We start from the raw sequence: 21663 nt of genomic DNA on the forward strand, positions 1-21663 counted from the left end.
TATCAGGATGCCGCTCATTGTGAGTACAGGTAACAATGGGGGACGGCCCCGCCACCGCGGCTGCGCCACCCCCGGGGCAGCACCCCAGCACCCCCCGGGGGGTGTCCGATCCGAAGGAGACCATGCACCCCGACCACCGACCCGACTGGACCCCGCCTGCCGGTGCAGAGGAGCAGCCTCGGCAGGTGCGGCGCATCCTGCGGCTCTTCCGTCCCTACCGGGTCCGCCTCGCGATCGTCGGCCTGCTGGTCGGCGCCGCGTCGCTGGTCTCCGTCGCCACCCCGTTCCTGCTGAAGGCGATCCTCGACGTGGCGATCCCCGAGGGGCGGACCGGGCTGCTCAGTCTGCTCGCGCTCGGAATGATCCTCAGCGCGGTCCTCACCAGCGTCTTCGGCGTCCTGCAGACCCTGATCTCGACGACCGTCGGCCAGCGCGTGATGCACGATCTGCGCACCGCCGTCTACGGGCGGCTCCAGCGCATGTCGCTCGCCTTCTTCACCCGCACCCGCACCGGCGAGGTCCAGTCCCGCATCGCCAACGACATCGGCGGCATGCAGGCCACCGTGACCTCCACGGCGACCTCCCTGGTCTCCAACGTCACCAGCGTGGTCGCCACCGTCGTCGCGATGCTCGCGCTCGACTGGCGGCTGACCGTGGTGACGCTGGTGCTGCTGCCCGTGTTCGTCTGGATCAGCCGCCGCGTCGGCGACGAGCGGAGGAAGATCACCACCCGCCGGCAGAAGCAGATGGCCGCGATGGCCGCCACGGTCACCGAGTCGCTCTCGGTCAGCGGCATCCTGCTGGGCCGCACCATGGGCCGCTCAGACTCCCTGACCGGCGCCTTCGCGGACGAGTCCGAGCGTCTGGTCGACCTCGAGGTGCGGTCGAACATGGCCGGCCGCTGGCGGATGGCCGTGATCACGATCGTCATGGCCGCGATGCCGGCCGTCATCTACTGGACCGCCGGAATCGCCCTGCGGACGGGCGGTCCCGAAGTCTCCCTCGGTACGATCGTCGCGTTCGTCTCGCTCCAGCAGGGCCTGTTCCGCCCGGCCGTGAGCCTGCTGTCCACCGGCGTCCAGATTCAGACCTCGCTCGCCCTGTTCCAGCGCATCTTCGAGTACCTGGACCTCCCCATCGACATCACCGAGCGCGCGGAGGCGGTGCACCTCGACCGGATCGAGGGCGAGGTGCGCTTCGAGAACGTCACGTTCGCCTACGACGACAAGGACGGCCCCGTTCTCGACGGCATCGACATCACCGTGCCCCCGGGCGGCAGCCTCGCCGTTGTCGGGCCGACCGGGGCCGGCAAGTCCAGCCTCGGCCATCTCGTGCCACGGCTGTACGACGTCACGGGCGGCCGGGTCACCCTCGACGGGGTCGACGTCCGCGACCTCGACTTCGACACGCTGGCCCGCGCGGTGGGCGTCGTCTCCCAGGAGACCTACCTCTTCCACGCCACGGTCGCGGACAACCTGCGCTTCGCCAAGCCCGGGGCGACCGACGAGGAACTGCACGCGGCGGCGCGGGCCGCCCAGATCCACGACCACATCGCGGCCCTGCCCGACGGGTACGACACCGTGGTCGGCGAGCGCGGCCACCGGTTCTCCGGCGGTGAGAAGCAGCGCCTGGCGATCGCCCGGACCATTCTGCGCGACCCGCCGGTCCTCGTGCTCGACGAGGCCACCAGCGCCCTGGACACCCGTACGGAGGCGGCCGTCCAGCAGGCCATCGACGCGCTGTCGGCCAACCGGACCACGCTCACCATCGCCCATCGGCTGTCCACCGTGCGCGATGCCGACCAGATCGTGGTGCTCGACTCCGGCCGGGTGGCGGAACGCGGCACGCACGAGGAGCTGCTGGAACGCGACGGACGCTATGCGGCCCTGGTACGCCGGGACGCCCGACTGGAGCCGACAAGATGAAGATATGCCGGGTTTGCGGCGATATGCGGGTTACCGTGCCCGCATGCAGACGAACACTCCGTCACGGAGCACCATCCGACTGACGCGCCGGGGCCGCTTCGCCCTCGCGACGCTCGGGGCCGTCGTGGCCGGCACCGCCGTGGCGGTGCCGCTGCTGATCATGAAGGGCGACGACGAGGCCCGTCCCACGGCCCTGGTGGTCCCGGCAGGCTGGCGGGCGAGTCAGGTCTACGCCGCCATCGACAAGACCCTCGACCTCCCTGCGGGCACCACGAAGAAGTCCCTCGCCAAGGCGGACCTGAAGCTGCCGAACGAGGCCGAGGGCAACCCCGAGGGCTACCTCTTCCCGGGCACCTACCCGCTGCCCGAGAAGACGACCCCGCACGAGCTCCTGTCCCGGATGGTCGACACGGCCAACAAGAAGTTCAACGGAGCCCCGATCGCCGCCGGCGCCCAGCGCAACGCGATGAACGTCTATCAGGCGGTCACGGTCGCGAGCATCGTCCAGGCGGAGGCCGCCACCAAGGCCGACATGGGCAGGATCGCCCGGGTGGTCTTCAACCGTCTGGAGCGCGGCATGCCGCTGCAGATGGACTCGACCGTCAACTACGCCCTGGGCCGGACGAAGCCGGGCACCACGGAGGCGGACACCAAGGTCGACAGCCCCTACAACTCCTTCCAACGCATGGGCCTGCCGCCGACCCCCATCGACAGCCCCGGCGAAGACGCCGTTCGCGCCGCGATCAACCCCACCCCCGGCGACTGGCTGTACTTCGTCACGGTCAAGCCCGGCGACACCCGCTTCACCGCCGACTACGCCGAACACCAGCGCAACGTCGCCGAGTCCCACGCCCGGCAGCAGACGTCCGGCGAACCGGCCAGGACCTGACCCCGCCCGCCCCGGACCTCACGCCGCGACCGGTTCCTCCCGTGCCAGCAGCCGCCGGATCTCCCGTACGGCCGCGCGCCCCGCCCGGTTGGCGCCGATGGTGCTCGCCGAGGGGCCGTACCCGACCAGGTGGATCCGCGGGTCGGCGACCGCGCGGGTGCCCTCGACGCGGATCCCGCCGCCGGGCTCCCGCAGCCGCAGCGGCGCGAGATGGTCGATCGCGGGCCGGAAACCGGTCGCCCAGAGGATCACGTCGGCCGTCACCCGCCGCCCGTCCGCCCACTCCACCCCGTCCGGGGTGATCCGGTCGAACATGGGCAGGCGGTCCAGCACGCCGCTCTCGAGACCCTGCCGGATCGCGTCGTTGACCGGCAGCCCGGTCACCGAGACGACACTGCGCGGCGGCAGCCCCTGGCGCACCCGCTCCTCGACGAGCGCCACGGCCTCCCGCCCCGCCTGCTCGTCGAAGGGGCCCTCGCGGAAGACCGGGGGCCGCCGGGTCACCCACGTCGTCTCCGCCGCATGGGGGGCGATCTCCAGCAGATGCTGGGTGCCCGAGGCCCCGCCGCCCACCACGACCACCCGCTGCCCGGCGAACGCCTCGGGTCCCGGGTACTGCGCGGTGTGCAACTGGCGCCCGCGGAACGTCTCCTGGCCCGGATAGCGCGGCCAGAACGGCCGGTCCCAGGTGCCGGTGGCGTTGATCAGCGCCCGCGTCGCCCAGGTGCCCTCCGAGCTCTCCACCAGCAGCCGCCCACCGGACCCCTCCCGCACCGCCCGCACCGCCACCGGGCGCCGCACCCTCAGGTCGAAGACCCGCTCGTAGCGCGCGAAGTACTCGCTGATCACCTCGGACGAGGCCCGCGCGGGGTCGGCGTCCGTGAGCTCCATCCCGGGCAGCGCGTGCATCCCGTGCGCCTTGCCGTACGTCAGCGAGGGCCACCGGAACTGCCAGGCGCCGCCGGGGCCGGGGGAGTGGTCCAGCACCACGACGTCGCGGTCCGGCTCGAATCCGGTGCGCCGCAGGTGATGGGCGGCGGCCAGTCCGGCCTGCCCGGCGCCGATGACGACCACCTCGACCTCGCGCATGTAGTTCACGCTTCTACCAACAGCGCGGCGCCCCCGGATCTTCCCCGCCCGCTCCCGCACGAGGGCCGCCGCGTCGGCCAGGATGGAGGACATGCCCGATGCCTTCACCACCCGAGTCCTGACCATCGCCACCGGCTCCGACGAGAGGGTCGTCGACCTCACCGGCGACTGCGAGTCCTTCCTGCGGGAGGCCGCGGCCGGCCGCGACGGCCTGCTGAACGTCTTCGTGCCGCACGCCACCGCCGGAATCGCCGTCATCGAGACCGGCGCCGGGAGCGACGACGACCTCCTCTCCGCCCTGCACACCCTGCTCCCCGCCGACGACCGCTGGCAGCACCGGCACGGCAGCCCCGGTCACGGCCGCGATCACGTCCTGCCCGCCTTCGTGGCGCCGCACGCGACGCTCCCCGTGGTGAACGGGCGGCTGGAACTGGGCACCTGGCAGTCGGTCTGCCTGGTCGACACGAACAGGGACAACCCCGACCGGCGGGTCCGGCTCAGCTTCCTCGGCTGACCCGGACGCCCGCGCTCACCCGCCCGCCGTCCCGTCGGCGGAACCGGTTTCGGCCCGGACGACGGCGACGGGGCAGTCGGCGTGGTGGAGCAGGGCCTGGCTGACCGAACCGAGCAGCATCCCCGTGAAACCGCCGTGGCCGCGGGCACCGGTCACCACCAGCTGCGCCTCCCGGGCCGCCGCCAGCAGCGCGGGGCGCACCCGGCCCCGCTCCAGCCGCAGTTCCACGGCGACCCCGGGGCGCGCCGCCCGCTCCGGTGCCACCGCCTCCTCGAGCAGCCGGCGGTGCCGCTCCTCCAGCTGGTCGAGATCCACCACCACGTTCAACGGGTCGGCCGGGCCCGCGTACGGCGTCTGCTCGCTCCAGGTGTTCCACACGTGCATCGCGACCAGCGGCGCCCCGCGCAACGCGGCCTTGAGAAAGGCGAAGGAAGCCGCGGCGTTCCCGGCCGGCGAGCCGTCCACGGCGAGCAGCAGGGGACCCCGCGGATCCCGCCGGCCGCGCACCACCAGCAGCGGACCGTGCCCGTGCGCCGCCAGCTGCACGACCGTCGAGCCCAGCAGCAGCCCTCCGAACCCGGTGCGGCCCCGCTCGCCCACCACCGTGAGCACCGCGTGCCGCGACTCGCTGCGCAGCACCGTCAGCGTCTCACCGGACGCCACGGTGCGGGTGATCTCCAGTCCCGGCGCCAGGTCGTAGGCGCGTTGTTCCGCCTGTGCCAGCACCCCGTGGATCATCGGATCCAAGTCGGCGGCGCGGCTGAAGGCGTGCACGATCCGCAGCCGCGCGCCGCGCAGCCGTGCCTCGTGGGCCGCGACATCGACCGCGGCGAGGCTGGACGGCGAACCGTCCACTCCAACGATCACCGTGTCGTCCACAGCGCCCTCCGTCCCGGCGGCGCATCCGAGTACCCACCACGGACGGCACGTACGCGTCGCCGCACGGCCGGAGCGGGCACGCGGCCACGGCCTTCCCCGGCAAGACGGACTCCCCGGGCATTCTCGACCCCTGATGAGGACCGTGTCCATCCGTGACGACACCCATATTCCGGCCACTGAGCGGGATGGCACCATTAACCCCCTGGGGGTGGACCACCATCGTCGTGCGACGGCCGGCCGGTCACCCCGGGAACCATGACATCGGAAGATTCGGGAAGGGGACGGGCTGTGCCTGCTCCACGGATGAGCGCGACGCCGCTGCCAGGCATCGGCGTGAAATACGACCTCACCACGCGTGAGCACGAGCACCTGTCCGTGATCGCGCACCGCGACGGTGCCCGCACGGTCAACGTCTACCGCTCGGACGACCCGGACGCCTGCGCCCGGTCGCTGCGTCTGACGGTCGCCGAGTCGGCCGCACTGATCGACGCCCTGATGCCCGCCCACCACAGCCCCAACCTGCTGCACACCACGGACCTGGGGCTGGTGGCCGAGCGCATCGAACTGTCCTCCGTCTCCTACTGGAACGGGCGGCTGCTGGGCGAGACCCGTATGCGCACCGACACCGGTGCGTCGATCGTGGCCGTGCTGCGGCGGGCGGAGGCGATTCCGTCGCCCGCGCCGGACTTCCGGCTGGCCGGCGGGGACACCCTGATCGTCATCGGCACGCGCGAGGGCATCGAAGCCGCCGCCGACATTCTCGGGCGGGAGTGAGCGCGTGCACTCTTCCGCCATCTTCCTGATCGAGTTCGGCGCGATCATCCTCGGGCTCGGCCTGCTTGGCCGTCTCGCCGGGCGGCTGCAATTCTCCCCGATCCCCCTCTACCTGCTGGCCGGTCTGGCCTTCGGCGAAGGCGGACTGCTGCCGCTCGGCGCGAGCGAGGAGTTCGTCGCGATCGGCGCCGAGATCGGCGTCATCCTCCTGCTGCTGATGCTCGGCCTGGAGTACACGGCCAGCGACCTCGTCTCCAACCTCAAGACCCAGTACCCGGCCGGTCTCGTGGACATGGCGCTGAACGCCCTGCCCGGCGCGATCCTGGCCCTGCTGCTCGGCTGGGGCCCGGTCGCCGCCGTGGTCCTGGCCGGTGTCACCTGGATCTCCTCCTCCGGCGTCATCGCGAAAGTCCTCGGCGACCTCGGACGGCTCGGCAACCGGGAGACCCCGGTCATCCTCAGCATCCTGGTGCTCGAGGACCTGGCGATGGCCGTCTACCTGCCGATCATCACCGCCCTGCTGGCCGGCGTGAGCCTCGCCACCGGCAGCGTCACGCTGGCCATCGCGCTGGGCGTCGCCGGTCTCGTGCTGTTCGTCGCCGTCCGCTACGGCCGGGTGATCTCCCGCTTCGTCTCCAGTGACGACCCGGAGAAGCTGCTGCTGGTCGTGCTGGGCCTCACCCTGCTGGTCGCGGGCCTCGCCCAGCAGTTGCAGGTGTCGGCCGCGGTGGGCGCGTTCCTGGTGGGCATCGCCCTGTCCGGGGAGGTCGCCGAGGGCGCGCACAACCTGCTGGCGCCGCTGCGGGACCTGTTCGCCGCGGTGTTCTTCGTCTTCTTCGGCCTGCACACCGATCCCCAGTCGATCCCGCCGGTGATACTGCCCGCGCTCGGGCTCGCCGTGGTCACCGCGCTGACGAAGATCGCCACCGGCTACTGGGCGGCCCGCCGGGCCGAGATCTCCCCCAAGGGCCGCTGGCGCGCGGGCGGCACCCTGGTGGCCCGCGGCGAGTTCTCCATCGTCATCGCCGGACTCGCGGTGACCGCGGGCATCGAGCCGCAGCTCGGCCCGCTGGCCACGGCGTACGTCCTGGTCCTGGTCGTTCTCGGTCCGCTCACGGCCCGGTACACCGAGCCGGTCGCGATGCGCCTGGCGGCGCGCCGTGCGGCGGCGGCCGACGCCGTGCCCGCACCGAGCACGACGCCGGCCGCGGAAGCGCTGGAACCGGTGGAGGACGGCGGCGTCGAACGCTGACACCGCCGCCCACCCCGCCCGGACGGGCCGTCAGTTCTCCAGCCGCACCGGCATCAGCAGGGAGAACGTGTGCGGGTCGTCCGGGCGGCGGATCGCCAGGGGAGCCGTGGGGGCGCCGAACTCCAGGACCAGCCGGCCGCCGGCCGCCGCGGCGAGCGCGTCCAGCAGGAACGCGCGGTCGACGGCGACGAGGCCGGGGCCCGCGGCGCCGTCACCGGCGACCGTGACCGTCCCGTCGCCCGACACGTCCAGCACGGTGAGCTCGCGGCCCACGGCGTCCTCGTGCGCCCGGACCGGCCCCGTGCGCACCGCCGTCCCGAAGGCGTCCACGTCCACCACGGCGCGCCGCCCCTCCGGGAGCCGGACGAGGCGCCGGTAGTCGGGGAAGTCGTGACCGAGGCACTGCCCGGCCGTCTGCCCACCGCCGGTCTCCAGGCTCACGCGGTCGCCGTCCAGGGCCAGCCGCACCTCGTCCTCGCCGTCCAGCAGCGCCCGCATCGCGTCGGCGAGGGGGAGCGGCACGGTCATCCGGTACCGGGCCCCCTCGTGCCCGCCGGCGTCGACGCGCGCCACGGCCATCCGGTACCGGTCGGTGGCGACGACGTGGAGGGAGCCGTCCTCGGCGTCGAAGTGGATCCCGCCGAGCACCGGCAGCTCGGGGTCGGTGCCGGCCGCGAACCGGACCGCGTCCAGTGCGGCGGCCAGAGCGGGGCCGGAGAGGGACAGCCCGGCGGGGGTGCCGGTGCGGAGCGAGCTCATGGGGTTCTCCCTGTGGTCGAGTAGGGCTCGGAGTGCGGAGAACGCCTCGCGTGCGTCGGCCAGCCCCTGTTCCAGGCGGACCAGATGCGCCTCGAGAAGCCGGCGCACGAGATCGGTGTCGGCGCCCGTCCAGCCGGCCAGCACCAGCCGGACGTCCGCCAGCGGCATGCCGGCCCGGCGCAACCGGGCCAGCACCCTGGCCTCGTCCAGCTGCCCGGGGCCGTACCAGCGGTAGCCGCTGACCGGGTCCACATGGTCGGGGACCAGGACACCGGCGCGGTCGTAGAACCGCAGGGCGCTCACGCCCAGCCCGCTGTCGCGGGCCATCTCACCAATGCTGCGCATGTCGTTCTCCACACCCGGGACCCTGATCCCTCGACAAGGTCGAGGGTCAAGCCCCATCCGGCCGGCCGGTCACCGCGCGCCCTTCCGGTTGCGGGTCCTGCCCCGGAACACACCGCCGGAGAGTTCGGCCGTGCGGGTGATGGCCTCACCCGGGCAGGCGGACCCGGAGCCCACGGCGTACCACCGGCGCGCGACGGCGCGTTGCTCCGGCATGGACAGTACTGGGACGGCGCGGCGCCTTCTCGGGCACGACGCCGCACGCCGGACGTACGCCGAACTCACCAGCGGGTACGCGGGGTACACGCCGATCTACGCCACGCTGGTCGCGGAGTGGCGGGCCAGAGGCCACACCGTCCCGGAGCACCGCGACGGCCTGTGGGCCTCCTTCGCCGCCGCGACGGCGAGCGAGCGCGCGACGGTGCTGCCGGTGCCCTTCCGCGTGCCCCTGCTGAGGCCGCCGGACGAGGACGGCCGTGAGGACGTCACCAGCAGTCCGGCACCACGGTCTCCGCGCTGACCGGTGCCAGCACGGCGAGCGTGCCGGTGGCCCGGCGCAGGGCCAGTTCCAGCGGCACGGGCGCGTGCAGGGTGCCGGTGCCGTCCGGCGGGACGAGCCATTCGAGCCGGCCGGCGGGCCGGTACGGCGGCGGGACGGCCACCCACGCCCCGCGGCCGACGTGCCGCACCCCGAACCCCACCCACTCACTGGCCGGGTCGGGCGGCAGGAAGAACCCCACCCTGCGCGCCGTGACGTCCACCAGCGTGGGCCCGGGCGCCTTCAGCGGATCGCGCCACAGGATGTCCAGGGCGAGCAGCCCCAGCCGGTCGGGCACGCTGAGCACGTCCCAGTACCGGCCCGCCGCGAGCAGCGCCGTGCCCTTGCCGTTGTCCCACTCGCGCTTGCACTCCTGGGGATCGGTGGCCGCCGCGGCCAGCCACTCGACGGCTTGCTTCCACATGACGCTGTGCATGTCCCCACCCCGGGCGCGGTCGGCTGCGCCGCTGCGGGCGCGTGCGATACGGCCATGTTGGTAGATATTTCTATCCATCGGAAGGGGTGGCGTGGGCTGGCGTTTTCGGCCGCCGCGGACGGACACGGGCTCACCTGGGGAAATGCGAACACCCCCGGACCGGACATCCGGTCAGGGGGTGGGACGTGTGCCGGTCGGGTGTCAGTCGCCGCGCTGTGCGCGCTCCCGGTCGCGCTGCTTGATGCGGGCCGCTTCCCTGCGGACCTCCGCCTGGGTGGCGCGCTCCCGCTCCAGCCACTCCGGCCGCTCCTGCTTCAGCGCCTCGATCTGCTCGGTGGTCAGGGGCTCGGTGACTCCGCCGCGCGCGAGACCGGCGATGGACACGCCCAGCTTCGCCGCGACCACCGGGCGGGGGTGCGGCCCGTCGCGCCGCAGATCCCGCAGCCACTGCGGCGGATCGGCCTGGAGCGCGTTGAGCTCGGCACGCGAGACCTCACCCGCACGGAACTCGTCGGGAGTGGCCTCGAGGTACACACCCAGCTTCTTCGCCGCGGTCGCGGGCTTCATCGTCTGGGTGCCTTGGTGCTGCGTCATGGCGTCCAGGGTAACGAGCGCGTGCACCGCCCCCGACCACGGCCGGTAACCTGGCCGGGTGACAGGCTCGGAAGTGTCCCCCTCGTTCCGGCTCGTGTACGTCCCCGGCGTGATGCCCGGCAAGTGGGTGCGCATCTGGAACGAGCGGCTGCCCGGTGTCCCCCTGACCCTCACCCAGGTGCCCGCCGGCACGGCGCAGGGGCTGCTGCTGGACAAGGAGGCCGACGCGGGCCTGGTCCGGCTGCCCGTCGACCGTACGGTGCTCAGCGCCATCCCGCTCTACACCGAGCAGACCGTCGTCGTGGTGCCGAAGGACCACCTCGTCACGGCCGCCGACGCGGTCTCCCCCGGAGACCTGGCCGACGACATCGTGCTGCACCCCCTCGACGACGTGCTCTCCTGGGAGGAGGGCCTGCCCGGACGGCCCGCCCTGGAGCGCCCCGCCACCACTGCCGACGCCGTCGACCTCGTCGCCGCCGGGATCGGTGTGCTCGTCGTGCCGCTGTCGCTCGCCCGGCTGCACCACCGCAAGGACCTCACCCACCGGCCGCTCGACGGGGCCCCCGAGTCGGGCGTGGCCCTGTCCTGGCCCGAGGCGGCGACCACGGACCAGGTGGAGGACTTCATCGGCATCGTCCGCGGCCGGACCGTCAACAGCACCCGCGGCCGGACACAGCAGCCGGCGCAGCCGAAGAAGCGGCAGCGGAGCGAGGAGAGCGGCACCCGGCGCCGGCAGCCGCCCCGCGGCTCCGGCGGCCGCGGCCGCCGGTCCGGCGGCGGGGGCACGGCGCAGAACCCGCGGCGGGGCAGGCCCCGCCGCGGGTCGTGACCGGGCCGCTGAGCCGCCCTACTTGACCGTCGGTGACGGCGTCGGCGCCGGCGAGGCGGTGTTGAGGTCCTTCAGCTCCTCGGGGATCTCCAGCGCCAGCACCTGCGCGCCCGGCTGCGGCGCCGGCGGCGTCACCGCCTCCCGCGGCATCTTGGGCGGGCTGGTCTGCTGGAAGTTGACCTGCTCATGATTGACCAGGCCGGTCTTCTCCAGCACCGTGATGTGGTCGAGCACCGTGTCGTTGGCCTGGTCGGCCAGCTGCCGCACCAGCGTGTTCCTGGTGGTGGCGCGGATGTTGGCGATGGCCGGGAAGATCTGCCCGTGCGTCACCCGCATGATGTTCACCGCAGTGGAGTCGAACTCCTTGCCGTTGGTGGCCTTCACGGTCTCCACGAACCCCCGCTGCTGCGGCGACGCCACGTTCGGCAGGGTGATGCCGAGCTCCACGGAGATCTTGCGGCAGGCCTCGTCCAGCCGGCCGTGGCCGACGACCAGATGCTCGCCCGCCTCCTTCATCTCGGGCGTCGTCCCACGCTCCATCGCCATCATCCCCAGCGGGTGTTCCCACAGTCCGGCCGCACGCACCTTGACCACGAAGTCGCGGTCCGCCTCGGTGAGCGGACCGTAGTTGGTGTTCGCCACCACCCGGTCCTGCTTGGTCGAGGTGTTCTGTACGCCCAGCATGGTGGGATAGGCGAGCGCGGTGAGGGTCAGAATCATGGCTCCGCCCACGAACGCGGTTCCTGCCGTGCTGCGCGAGATGCGCATCGTGCCTCCTGGGATATGAACGGCCCAACAGCAGGGAGTACGGACGCCAGGCGCGAGGCAATCACCGTCCGGCCAAGAATTTTCGGTCACTGTGGAACGCGCGGGCAGCTTTCCGCGTCCTCTCGGTTGCCGCCGCCGCGCCCCGCGCGTCCCGTGTCCACCGGGAAGAATGCGTGTGACCAGCATGCTTTCGTCGGCGAAGGGGTTTCGCGGCCCGGACCTGGGCGAACGAGTCCGGCGCCGCCGCCTCCGCCGGCCCCGGAGAACGTGTCCAAGATCACATATCCGCGAGCCAGGCGTGCGCGGCCCGAGCCGTGAACTCCGCCTGCCCGCCCCGCAGCAGCAGACCGGCGGTGGCGAACTCGGGAGCGCCGGCCTGACCGGCTACGTACGGGACGGCGATGCAGCGCATTCCGGCCGCGTGCGCGGCGGCGGCGCCCGGAGCCGCGTCCTCGACGACCACGCAGTCGGCCGGGTCCGCGCCGAGCCTGCGCGCCGCCTCCAGGAAGACGTCGGGGGCCGGCTTGCCGTGGGCCACCTCCTCGGCCGAGACCGCCGTGCGCAGATGCGCGTCCAGGCTCGTGCCGGCCAGGATCGTCCCGATGGCCTCGGGCGAGGAACCGGAGGCGACGGCCATCGGGACGCCCTCGGCCGCCAGCAGCTCCACGAACGCCCGCATCTCCGGGTACACCCGTGTCGAGGCACCGGCCAGCCTCAGGTAGTGGCCGTTCTTGACCTCGAGGAGTTCCTCGACCGGGGCCGGCAGACCGTACCGCCGCCGCCAGTCGGTGATCGTCTCCCGCGTGCTGATCCCGACGTAGCGCTGGTGCTCCTCCCACGAGAAGTCCGGGACCCCGTACGCGGCGAGGGTCAGCCGGCCGGCCTCGTAGTAGTTCGGCTCGCTGTCCACGAGCGTTCCGTCGAGATCGAAGATGACCGAGAGGGTGCCGAGCGTGCTCATGGGTCCAGGATGGCAGGGCTCACCTGCGGGCCGTCCGGCCGATCGACTCCACCAGCGGCAGCAGCCGGTGCGGGACGCGTTCGCGCAGCGCCACCTCGCTGCGGGTGCGGACGACGCCGGGCAGGCTGATCAGCTTCTGGACCACGTCCTCCAGATGGGCGTTGTCACGCGCCACGACCCGGGTCAGCAGATCACCGCCGCCGGTGATGGAGAACGCCTCGACGATCTCCGGTACGGCCGCGAGCGCCTCACCCACCTCGTCCAGATGCCCCTGGGTGACCTCGATGTGCACGAACGCGAGCACGGGGTGGCCCAGTGCGGCGGGGGAGAGGGCGGGGCCGGTGCCGGTGATGACGCCGTCCCGCTCCATCCGGTCGAGACGGGCCTGCAGGGTCCCGCGGGCCACCCCGAGGATCCGCGCGTACTCCCGCACGCTGGTGCGCGGCCGCTCCAGGAGCAACCGCAGGATGCGGGTGTCGAGTTCGTCCACCGCCATGAGGTTCCCCGGTTCCCGAGCCGGCCATTGGCACGTCGATGGCCGTAGGTGTGCCTTTCAAACTGTACCAATGGCCCACTCTCACACCAGCCGGTTGAGCCAGTGGTGGAGGAGATGCTGATATGGATGCGTCGATGGCGCTGCGGACCTCCGCGGCGCCTTTTGCATGTCACGGCGCACACCAACGAATCCCAGGGGGCGGTACGTGCTGAAGAGGGTGTTCATGGCTCCGGACCCGGGCCGGACGCGGCTGCGCTTCGCGGCGCGGGCCGTGCTCGGCATCGCACTGGCCGTCGTCGTCTGCGGCCTCGCCGGGCACTCGCTCACCGGCGCCGTCACCGGAGGGCTCGCCGCGCTGCTCGCCCTGTTCACCGTCACCGACGCCACGGTCCGCGGACAGGCCCTCACCACGGCGCTGCTGCCCGCCGCCGGCCTGCCCGTGCTCGCCGCCGCGGCCCTGCTGCACGACCACCAGGTCGCCCGCGACCTCGCCTTCCTCGCCGTCGTGGGGCTCGGCGTGTACGCCCGGCGCTGGGGCCCCCGCGGCCACAGCCTCGGGGTGTTCGCGTTCATGACGTACTTCGTGGCGCAGTTCCTTCAGGCGCGCCCGGCCCAGCTGCCCGAGCTGTACGCCTCCGTCCTGCTGTCCGTGCTCGCCGCGGCCGCGGTGCGCTTCGGACTGTGGTGCTACGAACGCCGGATGCCCCCGCCCGTCGTCCCCGCGCCGCCCGTCGGCACCGGGCTGGCCCGGGTGACCACCCGGCAGGCCGTCCAGGCGACCGCCGGAGCGGGATTCGCCCTCGTCGTGGGGCAGCTGGTGTCCGGGCAGCGCTGGTACTGGGCCGTCGGCGCCACCTGGTGGGTCTTCGTCAACACCACCTCGCGCGGCGAGACCCTGGTACGCGGCTTCCGGCGGGTGCTGGGCACGGTCCTCGGCATCGGTCTCACCCTCTGCGTCGCCGTTCCCGTCCACGGCCAGGGACCGCTCACGGCCCTGGTCGTCGCCCTCAGCGTGTTCGGCGTCTTCTACACCGCCGCCGTGTCCTACACCTGGATGATGCTCTGGGTGACGGTGCTCGCCGCCATGCTCTACGGCCTGCTGGGCGTGCTGTCCCCGGGGCTGCTGGCGCTGCGGCTCGTGGAGACCGGCGTCGGCGCGCTCGGCGCCGCGCTGGCGGTGGCTTTCGTCCTGCCCGTGACGACGCACAGCATCACCGACACCTGGATCCAGCGGGCCCTGCGCTGCGTCCACGCCTGCACCGCCGAGGCCGCCGCCAGGCTGGCCGGGACCCCGGGCGCCGATCCGGGCCCGCTCGTGGCGGAGCTGGAGCAGCTGCTCGCCCGGGTGCGCCTGTCGGTCGCCCCGCTGGTGCACCCGCTGAACCCGATGCTCGGCCGCAAGCGGCGCGCCCGTCGGGTGCTCGCCCTGCTGGACGACTGCGCCCGGGAGATCCGCGGTCTCGTCGCCGTCGCCGCCGACCCGGAGGCCTCGCACGACGTCCGCCTGACCGCCGCCTGCTGGCGGGTGGAGGCCGCGGTGGAGGCGCTCACCGGCGGCCGGGACATCGCGGTACGGACGGCCCCGGCGGCGTCCGAGCCCGCCCTGGCCCACCTCCACGGACTGGAGCGGGCCCTCGCCGAACTCTCCACGCCGCTCAAGGCACCCCCAGGCTCTCCGCTGGTCGGGGCCTGATTCCCGCCGTACGCGCGGAACGACCCGCCGCGGTGTTGGTCTAGACCTCACCTGATCGACTGCTACCGTCCACCACGGGCCGGTATCGGACGAGAGGGGACAGGCGTGGCGGACGGCAGACGGCGGGCGTTCATCGGATCGTTCACGGCCGCGGGCGGCCCGGGCATCGTCACCGCTGCCATCACCCCGGGCAGCGGCGCGCTGACCCTCCTGGGCAGCGTGGACAGCGTGTCCGATCCGTCCTGGCTGGCCCTGTCGCCCGACGGGAGCATGCTGTACGCGGTCAGCGAGACGGCGGAGGGGGCCGTGGCCGCGTTCCGGACGACCGCCGGGGGACCGCGACCGGCCGGGCGCGCGGTCCCGGTGGACGGCAGCGGTCCGACCCACCTCAGCCTCTTCGCCGGTCACGTCCTCACCGCGAACTACGGATCCGGCAGCGTCAGCGTCGTACCGGTGCGTCCGGACGGCACCCTCGCGCGCGCCGTCTCCGGGGTGCTCCGGCACCGCGGCTCCGGCCCGCACCCGCAGCGCCAGCAGGGGCCGCACGCCCACCAGGTGCAGCCCGACCCGAGCGGGCGCTGGGCGGTCGGCGTCGACCTCGGCACGGACTCGGTGCGGGTGTGCGCCCTGGCGGACGGCGCTCTCGTGCCGCACCGGGAGACCGCCCTGCGTCCGGGCTCGGGACCGCGCCACCTGGCCTTCCACCCGGACGGCGCCCACGCGTACGTCCTCAACGAGCTCAGCCCGTCCCTCGTCGTCTGCCGCTGGGAGGCCGCCGACGGCCTGCTGAAGCCGCTCGCCGAGATCCCGGTCCTGCCCGGCGCCCCGGCCGGCGACGCCTACCCCTCCGGTGTGGCCGTCTCGCCCGACGGACGCTTCCTGTGGACCGCGACCCGCGGCGAGGACGTCCTCTCCGTCTTCGCGGCCGAGGCGGGCGGCAGGGCGCCGACCCTGCTCACCACCGTGCCCTGCGGCGGTCACTGGCCCCGGGCGATCACCGTCTCCGACGGAGTGCTGTACGTCGCGCATGAACGTTCCGGCGATGTGACCTGGTTCTCGCTCGACCCGGACACGGGAGTACCGCGGCGCCGAGGCTCCGTCCCGGTGCCCGCCGCGTCCTGCGTGGTCGTGGGCTGACCGGTTCGTTCGCCCCGGTGCACCCTGCAATGTTGCAGGGTCACCTCGACCGCCGACGCCCCTAACGTGAACGCCGTCGGCCGTACGAGAAGGGGCAACACATGCGCAACAGAGCACTGGCCATTTCGCTGGGAATGGCCGTCGCGTTCACCGGGCTCTCGGCGACCACGGCGAATGCCTACAGGAACGCGGACATCACGATCTCGAGCTGGCAGCCGGACACCGGCTCCTGCCCGTGCAGCGACAGCAGCGGCCTCGACTACACCGGCTTCAAGAAGGACGCGGGTGGGAAGGGCATGAAGCTGGTCGTGAAGAAGAACGGCACTCCCGTGGCGCAGATGGAGTTCCACCCGTACGACGAGGTGCTGTACGCCTACGACGGCAAGAACGACGGCGACACGATCTACTTCCGGGCCATGTGGTACGAGGGCATCTTCAAGAAGGAGGCGACCTACTGGGCACCGGGGACGTCCAAGGTCCTCGATGTGAACAAGGTGCAGATGGCCAAGGACGACGACATCGAAGAGGGTACGACCGTGCACTTCAGGGTCTTCGACGACAAGGCGCTGAAGGACCCGCTGACTCCTTGGTACCGGTACAACGCGCGGGCCTGACAGCCCGGCCCGCACCGTGAGAAAGTCCCGTCCCCGCCCTCCGGGCGGACGACGGGACTTCACTTTGTCGCGCTGTGCCCTCGACGTGCCCTAGTGGGCCGGAGTGCTCTGCGCCTGCTGCGGGGCGATTCCCAGGGCGGTCGTGTACTTGGCCAGCGCCAGCTTGCCGATCGCCGGGTACGGGCCGAGCGCCTCGGCGGCGGAGCACCCCGCCTCCTTCGCGGCCTCCTCGAGCAGGCTCGCGTCGATCTCCGGCCCGATCAGGTACGGCGCCAGCGCCAGCTGCTGCGAGCCGGAGCCGCGCAGCTGCTCGGCCACGGAGGCGATGGAACCCTCCTGGTCCAGGGCGGCCGCCATCACCGGCACGGCGAGGCGCGCGGCGAGCAGCATGCCGGTGATCCCGGCCGCCTGCACCGCCTCGTCACCGCCCACCGAGGCGAGGATGATGCCGTCCGCGGCGGTCGCCACGGTGAACAGGCGGGCACGGTCGGCGCGGGCCAGCCCCGCCTCCGACAGCCGGACGTGCAGCCCCTCGGCGAGCAGCGGGTGCGGGCCCAGCACATCGGTCAGCTCGGCGGCGACACGGCTGTCCATCACGGCCTGGCGGACCTGGCGCAGCAGCGCGCTGTCCGGGCCGGCGAGCAGCGGGACGACGACGGCGACGGGGCCGTCGGGCTCCTTCACGTCCGCTCCGGCGGCACGGGCCTGCTCGAAGCGGGCGGTGCGCTCCTCGGCCGCGTGCGCGAGGACGGACGTCAGCGAGGGGAACTCGTCGTCGCCCTCCAGGAAGCCGACCCGGGCGTCGAGACCGGGCAGCTCGGAGCGGGCGATGCTGACGACCTCGTCGGCGAGCGAGCGGGTGGCACCACTGGGCGTACCCGGCACGGCGAGGACGAGCGCGGGCGCATCATCGGGAGCCACCAGGGGCTCGGGACGGCGGTGCCGCCCGGGCTGGCGGGGGCGCGGCATTCGTACTGGCAGGCCGGACGCGGGCCCAGTGGGGGTGCTCATGGTGCGGCATGTTAGTGGCTTCCTGGGCTCCTCTGTTCGGGGAGGGGGCAGGCGAGCGGTATCCGTCCGGTTTTGTCTGGAGAGTTACGTACGGGTGTCGGTTCCGCGAGTGACGTCCTCACCGGTCGCGGACGTCACACTCAGCAACTTCTCGTCACTCGGGAGAACGAGCGAACCGGTGGCGAGGTCCTCCGCGATCCGCACCGCGCCGTGCAGCGGATCCCCCTCGGCCGTGATCCGCCGCGCCCGCGGCAGCCGCTGCGCCAGCTCCTCTTCCACGGGACCGAGCAGCACGGCCCCCATCCCGAACAGCCCTCCCGTGAGACCGACCGCCGGCTCGCCCCCGGCCGGGCACACCGCGGCCGCCGAGTCGGCCATGTGCCGGGCCGCCGCCCGCAGCACGTCCACGGCGACCCGGTCGCCGCCGGCCGCGCACTCACCGACGCGCGGCGCGAACGAGGCGAGCACGGCCGGACGGTCGCTGCGGGGGTACAGCAGGCCCGGCAGTCCGGCCACGGGCCCGAACATGTCCTCCGCGCTCTCCAGCAGCCGGGCGGAGCCGCCCTCCCGCCCGTCATGGGCGCGCAGCGCCGCCTCCAGGCCGGCCCGTCCGATCCAGGCACCGCCGCCGCAGTCGCCGAGCAGATGGCCCCAGCCGTCCGCCCGGCGCCAGCCCGTCAGATCTGTGCCGAGCGCGATGAGGCCGGTGCCTGCGGCGATCACCGCACCGGGCCGGGTACCGAGGGCGCCCGCATACGCGGTGACCGCGTCGGCGGCCAACGCCAGCCGCCGTACGCCCAGTTCCCTGGCGAGCGCGCCCGGCAGCTCCGCGCGCAGGCCGTCCCCCAGGCCGGCCATCCCGGCCGCGCCGACGACGGCCGTTTCCAGCCGTCCGACCCCGGCCTGCGCGCACAACGCGCGCGCCGTCGGCACCAGTTGTTCCAGGAAGTGCCCCGGGTCGATGCCCCGGGGCCCGGTCCGCACCGGCTCCTTCGACGCGGCCCGGGCCAGCGGACCGCGCCCGGCGGCCCCGACGACGACCCGCAGCCCGGAGCCCCCGGAGTCCACGGCGAGGAAGCCGGCCGTCCCGGTCAGCAACAGGCTCCCCTCCTTCCCGGTGACCGGCCGCGTGACGCGCCCGCCCGGTGTCAAGATCTCGACGGAGAGGAAGAGTAGCGCCCCGGGCTACCAGTAGAGTGACGCGGCGTGGCACCACGACCCTTGTATGAACTTGTTGAAGCGGGCTGGGCGAAGGCTCTCGAACCGGTGGCCGAGCGCATCGCCGCCATGGGGGACTTCCTCCGCGCCGAGATAGCGGCGGGCCGGACGTATCTTCCGGCCGGGGCGAATGTCCTGCGGGCCTTCCAGCAGCCTTTCGACGACGTCCGTGTCCTGATCGTGGGGCAGGACCCCTACCCCACACCGGGTATGGCGATCGGACTGAGCTTCGCGGTCTCGCCCGAGGTGCGTTCGCTGCCGGGCAGCCTGGAGAACATCTTCCGGGAGATGCACTCCGACCTCGGGCTGCCCCGGCCGTCCAACGGAGATCTCACGCCGTGGACGCAGCAGGGGGTGCTGCTGCTCAACAGGGCGCTCACCACGGCTCCGCGCAAGCCGGGCGCGCACCGCGGCAAGGGCTGGGAGGAGGTCACCGAGCAGGCCATCCGCGCCCTCGCGGCCCGCGGGAAGCCGCTGGTGTCGATCCTGTGGGGACGCGACGCGCGCAATCTGCGGCCGCTGCTCGGGGAACTGCCGGCGATCGAGTCCGCCCATCCGTCCCCGATGTCCGCCGACCGCGGCTTCTTCGGTTCGCGCCCGTTCAGCCGGGCCAACGACCTGCTCATGCGGCAGGGTGCCCAGCCGGTGGACTGGCGGCTGCCGTAGGGCAGCACCCGGCGCGTGCGTCCCGTCCCGGCCGGATCAGTGCCCGGCGCCGGTACGGGAACGCTCCTGAAAGCCCGTCAGGTCCTCCCGCAGTGCAGCGGTCACCTGCTCGCTCCGCTCGGCGAGATAGAAGTGGCCGCCGCTGAAGGTGCGGATCCGGAAGTCCGCGCGGGTGTGCCCCGCCCACCCCGCCGCCTCCTCCTCGCTCACATGGGGGTCGGCGTCACCGGTGTAGACGTACAGGGGGCACCTCAGCGGCGGTCCCGGCCGGTACACGTACCGTTCCACGGCGGTGTAGTCGGCGCGGAGGGCGGGGAGGATCATCCGCACCACCTCCTCGTCGTCCAGCAGCGCGGGGGCGGTGCCCTGCAGTCCGCGTACTTCCGCGATGAGCCCCGCGTCGTCCCGCAGATGCACCGTCTCCCGGCGTACGGTGCCGGGCGACCTGCGCCCCGACACGACCAGCCCCAGCAACCGTCTGCCGAGCTCCGGCTCCAGGCGCCGCGCCGTCTCGAAGGCGAGCGTGGCGCCCATGCTGTGCCCGAAGAACACGAGGGGGCGGCCGGCGTGCCCGCTGAGCGCCTCGACGATCCCCTCCACCAGTTCGCCCACGCTGGTGAGGGCGGGCTCGGACCGGCGGTCCTGGCGGCCCGGGTACTGCAGCGCCAGCACCTCGGCACGGGGTGTCAGCCGAGCGGACAGCGGCGCGAAGTAGCCGGCCGAGCCACCCGCGTGCGGGAAGCACACCACCGTGACCTCGCCGTCCGGTGCGGGGTGGAATCGCCTGACCCAGCGTTGGCTCGAATCCAGCACGTCGACCACGTGATCCCTCCCTTCGTCGCGCCGTCGGACACGCCCGTCCGCAACGGCGTTCACCAGCGCGTCTCCCCGGCCGCGTGCCGCGCGGCCCTCCGGAGGATCTCGCGCTCCTCCTCCAGCTCGCGGACCTTCCTGCGCAGGGCGGCGTTCTCCGCCTCCAACGCCCCCGGCGGCTCGGCGGGATCCTTCTTCGCCCTGCGGCCCCGGGGCCGGTTCGCACCGGCCGCCCGCACCCATGTCCGCAGGGTTTCAAAAGAGATCTCCAGATCGGCGGCGACCTGCTGGATCGTCGCCTCGGGCCGTGACCGGTACAAGGCGACCGCCTCCGCCTTGAACTGCGGCGGATAGCGCTTCATGACCACGAGACGCCCGAGTGAGACTTCTTCTCTGTGAGGTCGACCGCGTCCAATGACATCGTTGCCGGACCGGGACGCGGTGCGGGGACGAGATGGAGACGCTGGATTCCCGTGGTGTCGCCGGCCGGCGGCTCCGGTGTGCCGCGGCAGGCACAGGGCCGGTCGTCGAAGCCGGCGAACCGGTAGGCGATCTCCATCATCCGGTTGCGCTCGGTGGCCCGGAAGTCGGCGATCATATGCACCCCGGCCGTCGCGGCCTGGTCGACGAGCCAGTTGAGGACGACGGAACCGGCGCCGAAGGACACCACACGGCACGAGGTCGCCAGCAACTTGAGATGCCATGCCCCGGGCATCCTGCGCAGGAGGAGCAGGCCCACCGCCCCGTGCGGCCCGAACCGGTCGCCCATGGTGACGACCAGCACCTCGTGCTCGGGATCGGTCATCAGCCCGCGCAGGGCGGCATCGTCGTAGTGCACCCCGGTCGCGTTCATCTGACTGGTGCGCAGGGTCAGTTCCTCGACGCGGCTCAACTCGCCGCCGGTCGCCCTGCCGATCGACATCCACAGGTCGAGCGAGCGCAGGAAGTCCTCGTCCGTGCCCTGGTACTCCTCGCGCTCGGCATCCCGGCGGAAGCCGGCCTGGTACATCCGGCGGCGCCGTCCGGAGTCCACGGTGACGGTGGCCGGACTGAACTCGGCACGGCCCAGCAGATCCGTCAGCTGTCCGGGGTCGTAGCAGCGCACGTCCGGCAGGTGGTAGGACACCTCGGCACGCTCGGCCGGCGTGTCGTCGATGAACGCCATGGCGGTGTGGGCGAAGTTGAGCCGTTCGGCGATGGAGCGGACCGAGTCGGACTTGGGCCCCCAGCCGATGTGCGGGAGGACGAAGTACTCGGCCATGCCGAGTTGTTCCAGGCGCCGCCAGGCGTGATCGTGGTCGTTCCTGCTGCACACCGCCTGCAGGATGCCGCGCCGGTCGAGTTCGGTGATCACCTGCTTGGTCTCATCCGTGATCCGGACGTCGTCGCCGTCCAGGAGGGTGCCTTGCCACAGTGTGTTGTCCAGATCCCAGACGAGGCACTTCACCGTCGTGGGCTCACCCATC

25 protein-coding genes are annotated in these 21663 nt (G+C 72.8%); 11 read left to right on the plus strand and 14 right to left on the minus strand.

Annotation, left to right across the window (positions count from 1 at the left end; translation table 11 throughout):
* Positions 1–122 precede the first annotated feature (122 nt).
* The gene (locus tag AC5L3C_RS33110; protein WP_493654123.1) at positions 123–1925 is read left to right on the plus strand and encodes an ABC transporter ATP-binding protein; all 1803 of its coding nucleotides are present in this window, start codon (positions 123–125) and stop codon (positions 1923–1925) included.
* Between the two features lie 43 nt (positions 1926–1968).
* Positions 1969–2814: an endolytic transglycosylase MltG gene (gene mltG, locus AC5L3C_RS33115; RefSeq protein WP_493652805.1), complete on the plus strand. Its 846-nt coding sequence runs from the start codon at positions 1969–1971 to the stop codon at positions 2812–2814.
* An 18-nt stretch (positions 2815–2832) separates the two neighbouring features.
* Here the strand turns inward: mltG and AC5L3C_RS33120 are convergent, their stop codons facing one another.
* Positions 2833–3912, minus strand: coding sequence for an NAD(P)-binding domain-containing protein (locus tag AC5L3C_RS33120; protein ID WP_493654125.1), 1080 nt, complete (start codon positions 3910–3912; stop codon positions 2833–2835).
* Between the two features lie 82 nt (positions 3913–3994).
* Between AC5L3C_RS33120 and AC5L3C_RS33125 the strand changes: the two genes are divergently transcribed.
* Positions 3995–4417, plus strand: coding sequence for a secondary thiamine-phosphate synthase enzyme YjbQ (locus AC5L3C_RS33125; protein ID WP_493652806.1), 423 nt, complete (start codon positions 3995–3997; stop codon positions 4415–4417).
* A gap of 15 nt (positions 4418–4432) precedes the next feature.
* On the opposite strand, the gene AC5L3C_RS33130 is transcribed toward AC5L3C_RS33125, so the two are convergent.
* Positions 4433–5296 (minus strand): universal stress protein, encoded by an 864-nt coding sequence (locus tag AC5L3C_RS33130; RefSeq protein ID WP_493652807.1) that lies wholly within the window; start codon positions 5294–5296, stop codon positions 4433–4435.
* Positions 5297–5599: 303 nt separating this feature from the next.
* Between AC5L3C_RS33130 and AC5L3C_RS33135 the strand changes: the two genes are divergently transcribed.
* Together AC5L3C_RS33135 and AC5L3C_RS33140 are read left to right on the plus strand one after the other, a co-directional pair.
* Positions 5600–6070 (plus strand): cation:proton antiporter regulatory subunit, encoded by a 471-nt coding sequence (locus tag AC5L3C_RS33135; RefSeq protein ID WP_493652808.1) that lies wholly within the window; start codon positions 5600–5602, stop codon positions 6068–6070.
* Between the two features lie 4 nt (positions 6071–6074).
* Complete coding sequence (locus AC5L3C_RS33140; RefSeq protein WP_125508755.1) at positions 6075–7322, plus strand: cation:proton antiporter; 1248 nt, start codon at positions 6075–6077, stop codon at positions 7320–7322.
* Positions 7323–7352: 30 nt separating this feature from the next.
* On the opposite strand, the gene AC5L3C_RS33145 is transcribed toward AC5L3C_RS33140, so the two are convergent.
* Positions 7353–8426, minus strand: a complete 1074-nt coding sequence (locus AC5L3C_RS33145) for a DNA polymerase III subunit beta family protein (protein ID WP_493652809.1) — start codon at positions 8424–8426, stop codon at positions 7353–7355.
* Between the two features lie 69 nt (positions 8427–8495).
* Entirely contained in the window at positions 8496–8639 is a 144-nt protein-coding gene (locus AC5L3C_RS33150) for a hypothetical protein (RefSeq protein ID WP_493652810.1), read from the minus strand.
* On the opposite strand from AC5L3C_RS33150, the gene AC5L3C_RS33155 reads away from it, so the two are divergent.
* Complete coding sequence (locus tag AC5L3C_RS33155; protein WP_493652811.1) at positions 8638–8943, plus strand: hypothetical protein; 306 nt, start codon at positions 8638–8640, stop codon at positions 8941–8943. The two genes, AC5L3C_RS33150 and AC5L3C_RS33155, sit on opposite strands and share 2 nt — an antisense overlap.
* Here AC5L3C_RS33155 and AC5L3C_RS33160 read toward each other — a convergent pair.
* Both AC5L3C_RS33160 and AC5L3C_RS33165 read right to left on the minus strand, forming a co-directional pair.
* Positions 8909–9397, minus strand: a complete 489-nt coding sequence (locus AC5L3C_RS33160) for a hypothetical protein (RefSeq protein ID WP_493652812.1) — start codon at positions 9395–9397, stop codon at positions 8909–8911. The genes AC5L3C_RS33155 and AC5L3C_RS33160 overlap by 35 nt on opposite strands.
* Before the next feature lie 201 nt (positions 9398–9598).
* Complete coding sequence (locus tag AC5L3C_RS33165) at positions 9599–9991, minus strand: DUF5997 family protein (RefSeq protein WP_493652813.1); 393 nt, start codon at positions 9989–9991, stop codon at positions 9599–9601.
* A 58-nt stretch (positions 9992–10049) separates the two neighbouring features.
* On the opposite strand from AC5L3C_RS33165, the gene AC5L3C_RS33170 reads away from it, so the two are divergent.
* Positions 10050–10820 (plus strand): LysR substrate-binding domain-containing protein, encoded by a 771-nt coding sequence (locus tag AC5L3C_RS33170; RefSeq protein ID WP_493652814.1) that lies wholly within the window; start codon positions 10050–10052, stop codon positions 10818–10820.
* Between the two features lie 18 nt (positions 10821–10838).
* Here the strand turns inward: AC5L3C_RS33170 and AC5L3C_RS33175 are convergent, their stop codons facing one another.
* The 3 genes from AC5L3C_RS33175 to AC5L3C_RS33185 form a co-directional block, all read right to left on the minus strand.
* A complete protein-coding gene (locus tag AC5L3C_RS33175; protein ID WP_493652815.1) occupies positions 10839–11588 on the minus strand; it encodes a DUF4142 domain-containing protein in 750 nt (249 codons plus the stop codon).
* 277 nt (positions 11589–11865) lie between these two features.
* Positions 11866–12549, minus strand: a complete 684-nt coding sequence (locus AC5L3C_RS33180; protein ID WP_493652816.1) for an HAD family hydrolase — start codon at positions 12547–12549, stop codon at positions 11866–11868.
* Between the two features lie 19 nt (positions 12550–12568).
* Positions 12569–13045, minus strand: coding sequence for an Lrp/AsnC family transcriptional regulator (locus AC5L3C_RS33185; protein ID WP_493652817.1), 477 nt, complete (start codon positions 13043–13045; stop codon positions 12569–12571).
* Between the two features lie 205 nt (positions 13046–13250).
* Between AC5L3C_RS33185 and AC5L3C_RS33190 the strand changes: the two genes are divergently transcribed.
* The 3 genes from AC5L3C_RS33190 to AC5L3C_RS33200 all read left to right on the plus strand — a co-directional run bounded on the left by AC5L3C_RS33190 (position 13251) and on the right by AC5L3C_RS33200 (position 16489).
* Positions 13251–14738: an FUSC family protein gene (locus AC5L3C_RS33190; RefSeq protein ID WP_493652818.1), complete on the plus strand. Its 1488-nt coding sequence runs from the start codon at positions 13251–13253 to the stop codon at positions 14736–14738.
* Positions 14739–14843: 105 nt separating this feature from the next.
* Entirely contained in the window at positions 14844–15875 is a 1032-nt protein-coding gene (locus AC5L3C_RS33195; protein ID WP_493652819.1) for a lactonase family protein, read from the plus strand.
* 101 nt (positions 15876–15976) lie between these two features.
* A complete protein-coding gene (locus tag AC5L3C_RS33200) occupies positions 15977–16489 on the plus strand; it encodes a hypothetical protein (RefSeq protein WP_493652820.1) in 513 nt (170 codons plus the stop codon).
* 90 nt (positions 16490–16579) lie between these two features.
* Here the strand turns inward: AC5L3C_RS33200 and AC5L3C_RS33205 are convergent, their stop codons facing one another.
* Positions 16580–17500: a sirohydrochlorin chelatase gene (locus AC5L3C_RS33205; RefSeq protein ID WP_125508780.1), complete on the minus strand. Its 921-nt coding sequence runs from the start codon at positions 17498–17500 to the stop codon at positions 16580–16582.
* An 84-nt stretch (positions 17501–17584) separates the two neighbouring features.
* Positions 17585–18595 (minus strand): N-acetylglucosamine kinase, encoded by a 1011-nt coding sequence (locus AC5L3C_RS33210; RefSeq protein ID WP_493654127.1) that lies wholly within the window; start codon positions 18593–18595, stop codon positions 17585–17587.
* 111 nt (positions 18596–18706) lie between these two features.
* Here AC5L3C_RS33210 and AC5L3C_RS33215 point away from each other — a divergent pair, with 111 nt between their 5' ends.
* The gene (locus tag AC5L3C_RS33215) at positions 18707–19384 is read left to right on the plus strand and encodes a uracil-DNA glycosylase (protein ID WP_125508782.1); all 678 of its coding nucleotides are present in this window, start codon (positions 18707–18709) and stop codon (positions 19382–19384) included.
* Positions 19385–19420: 36 nt separating this feature from the next.
* Here AC5L3C_RS33215 and AC5L3C_RS33220 read toward each other — a convergent pair whose 3' ends face one another.
* Genes AC5L3C_RS33220 through AC5L3C_RS33230 form a run of 3 tightly spaced genes read right to left on the minus strand, consistent with a single transcriptional unit; the run spans position 19421 to position 21662 of the window.
* The gene (locus tag AC5L3C_RS33220; protein ID WP_493652821.1) at positions 19421–20206 is read right to left on the minus strand and encodes a thioesterase II family protein; all 786 of its coding nucleotides are present in this window, start codon (positions 20204–20206) and stop codon (positions 19421–19423) included.
* 50 nt (positions 20207–20256) lie between these two features.
* A complete protein-coding gene (locus tag AC5L3C_RS33225; RefSeq protein ID WP_493652822.1) occupies positions 20257–20559 on the minus strand; it encodes a transposase in 303 nt (100 codons plus the stop codon).
* The gene (locus tag AC5L3C_RS33230; RefSeq protein WP_493652823.1) at positions 20556–21662 is read right to left on the minus strand and encodes an HAD-IIIC family phosphatase; all 1107 of its coding nucleotides are present in this window, start codon (positions 21660–21662) and stop codon (positions 20556–20558) included. Before AC5L3C_RS33230 ends, AC5L3C_RS33225 begins: the two co-directional genes overlap by 4 nt.
* Position 21663: the final 1 nt, after the last annotated feature.

This window comes from Streptomyces speibonae, from assembly GCF_984686075.1.

Bases quoted from the DNA above. Each gene is read 5' to 3' on its own strand.
- AC5L3C_RS33230 (WP_493652823.1), bottom strand. From the start codon at position 21,662: ATGGGTGAGCCCACGACGGTGAAGTGCCTCGTCTGGGATCTGGACAAC.
- AC5L3C_RS33225 (WP_493652822.1), bottom strand. From the start codon at position 20,559: ATGAAGCGCTATCCGCCGCAGTTCAAGGCGGAGGCGGTCGCCTTGTAC.
- AC5L3C_RS33160 (WP_493652812.1), bottom strand. From the start codon at position 9,397: ATGCACAGCGTCATGTGGAAGCAAGCCGTCGAGTGGCTGGCCGCGGCG.
- AC5L3C_RS33185 (WP_493652817.1), bottom strand. From the start codon at position 13,045: ATGGCGGTGGACGAACTCGACACCCGCATCCTGCGGTTGCTCCTGGAG.
- AC5L3C_RS33150 (WP_493652810.1), bottom strand. From the start codon at position 8,639: ATGCCGGAGCAACGCGCCGTCGCGCGCCGGTGGTACGCCGTGGGCTCC.
- AC5L3C_RS33175 (WP_493652815.1), bottom strand. From the start codon at position 11,588: ATGCGCATCTCGCGCAGCACGGCAGGAACCGCGTTCGTGGGCGGAGCC.
- mltG (WP_493652805.1), top strand. From the start codon at position 1,969: ATGCAGACGAACACTCCGTCACGGAGCACCATCCGACTGACGCGCCGG.
- AC5L3C_RS33125 (WP_493652806.1), top strand. From the start codon at position 3,995: ATGCCCGATGCCTTCACCACCCGAGTCCTGACCATCGCCACCGGCTCC.
- AC5L3C_RS33135 (WP_493652808.1), top strand. From the start codon at position 5,600: ATGAGCGCGACGCCGCTGCCAGGCATCGGCGTGAAATACGACCTCACC.
- AC5L3C_RS33145 (WP_493652809.1), bottom strand. From the start codon at position 8,426: ATGCGCAGCATTGGTGAGATGGCCCGCGACAGCGGGCTGGGCGTGAGC.
- AC5L3C_RS33155 (WP_493652811.1), top strand. From the start codon at position 8,638: ATGGACAGTACTGGGACGGCGCGGCGCCTTCTCGGGCACGACGCCGCA.
- AC5L3C_RS33200 (WP_493652820.1), top strand. From the start codon at position 15,977: ATGCGCAACAGAGCACTGGCCATTTCGCTGGGAATGGCCGTCGCGTTC.
- AC5L3C_RS33165 (WP_493652813.1), bottom strand. From the start codon at position 9,991: ATGACGCAGCACCAAGGCACCCAGACGATGAAGCCCGCGACCGCGGCG.
- AC5L3C_RS33205 (WP_125508780.1), bottom strand. From the start codon at position 17,500: ATGAGCACCCCCACTGGGCCCGCGTCCGGCCTGCCAGTACGAATGCCG.
- AC5L3C_RS33110 (WP_493654123.1), top strand. From the start codon at position 123: ATGCACCCCGACCACCGACCCGACTGGACCCCGCCTGCCGGTGCAGAG.
- AC5L3C_RS33180 (WP_493652816.1), bottom strand. From the start codon at position 12,549: ATGAGCACGCTCGGCACCCTCTCGGTCATCTTCGATCTCGACGGAACG.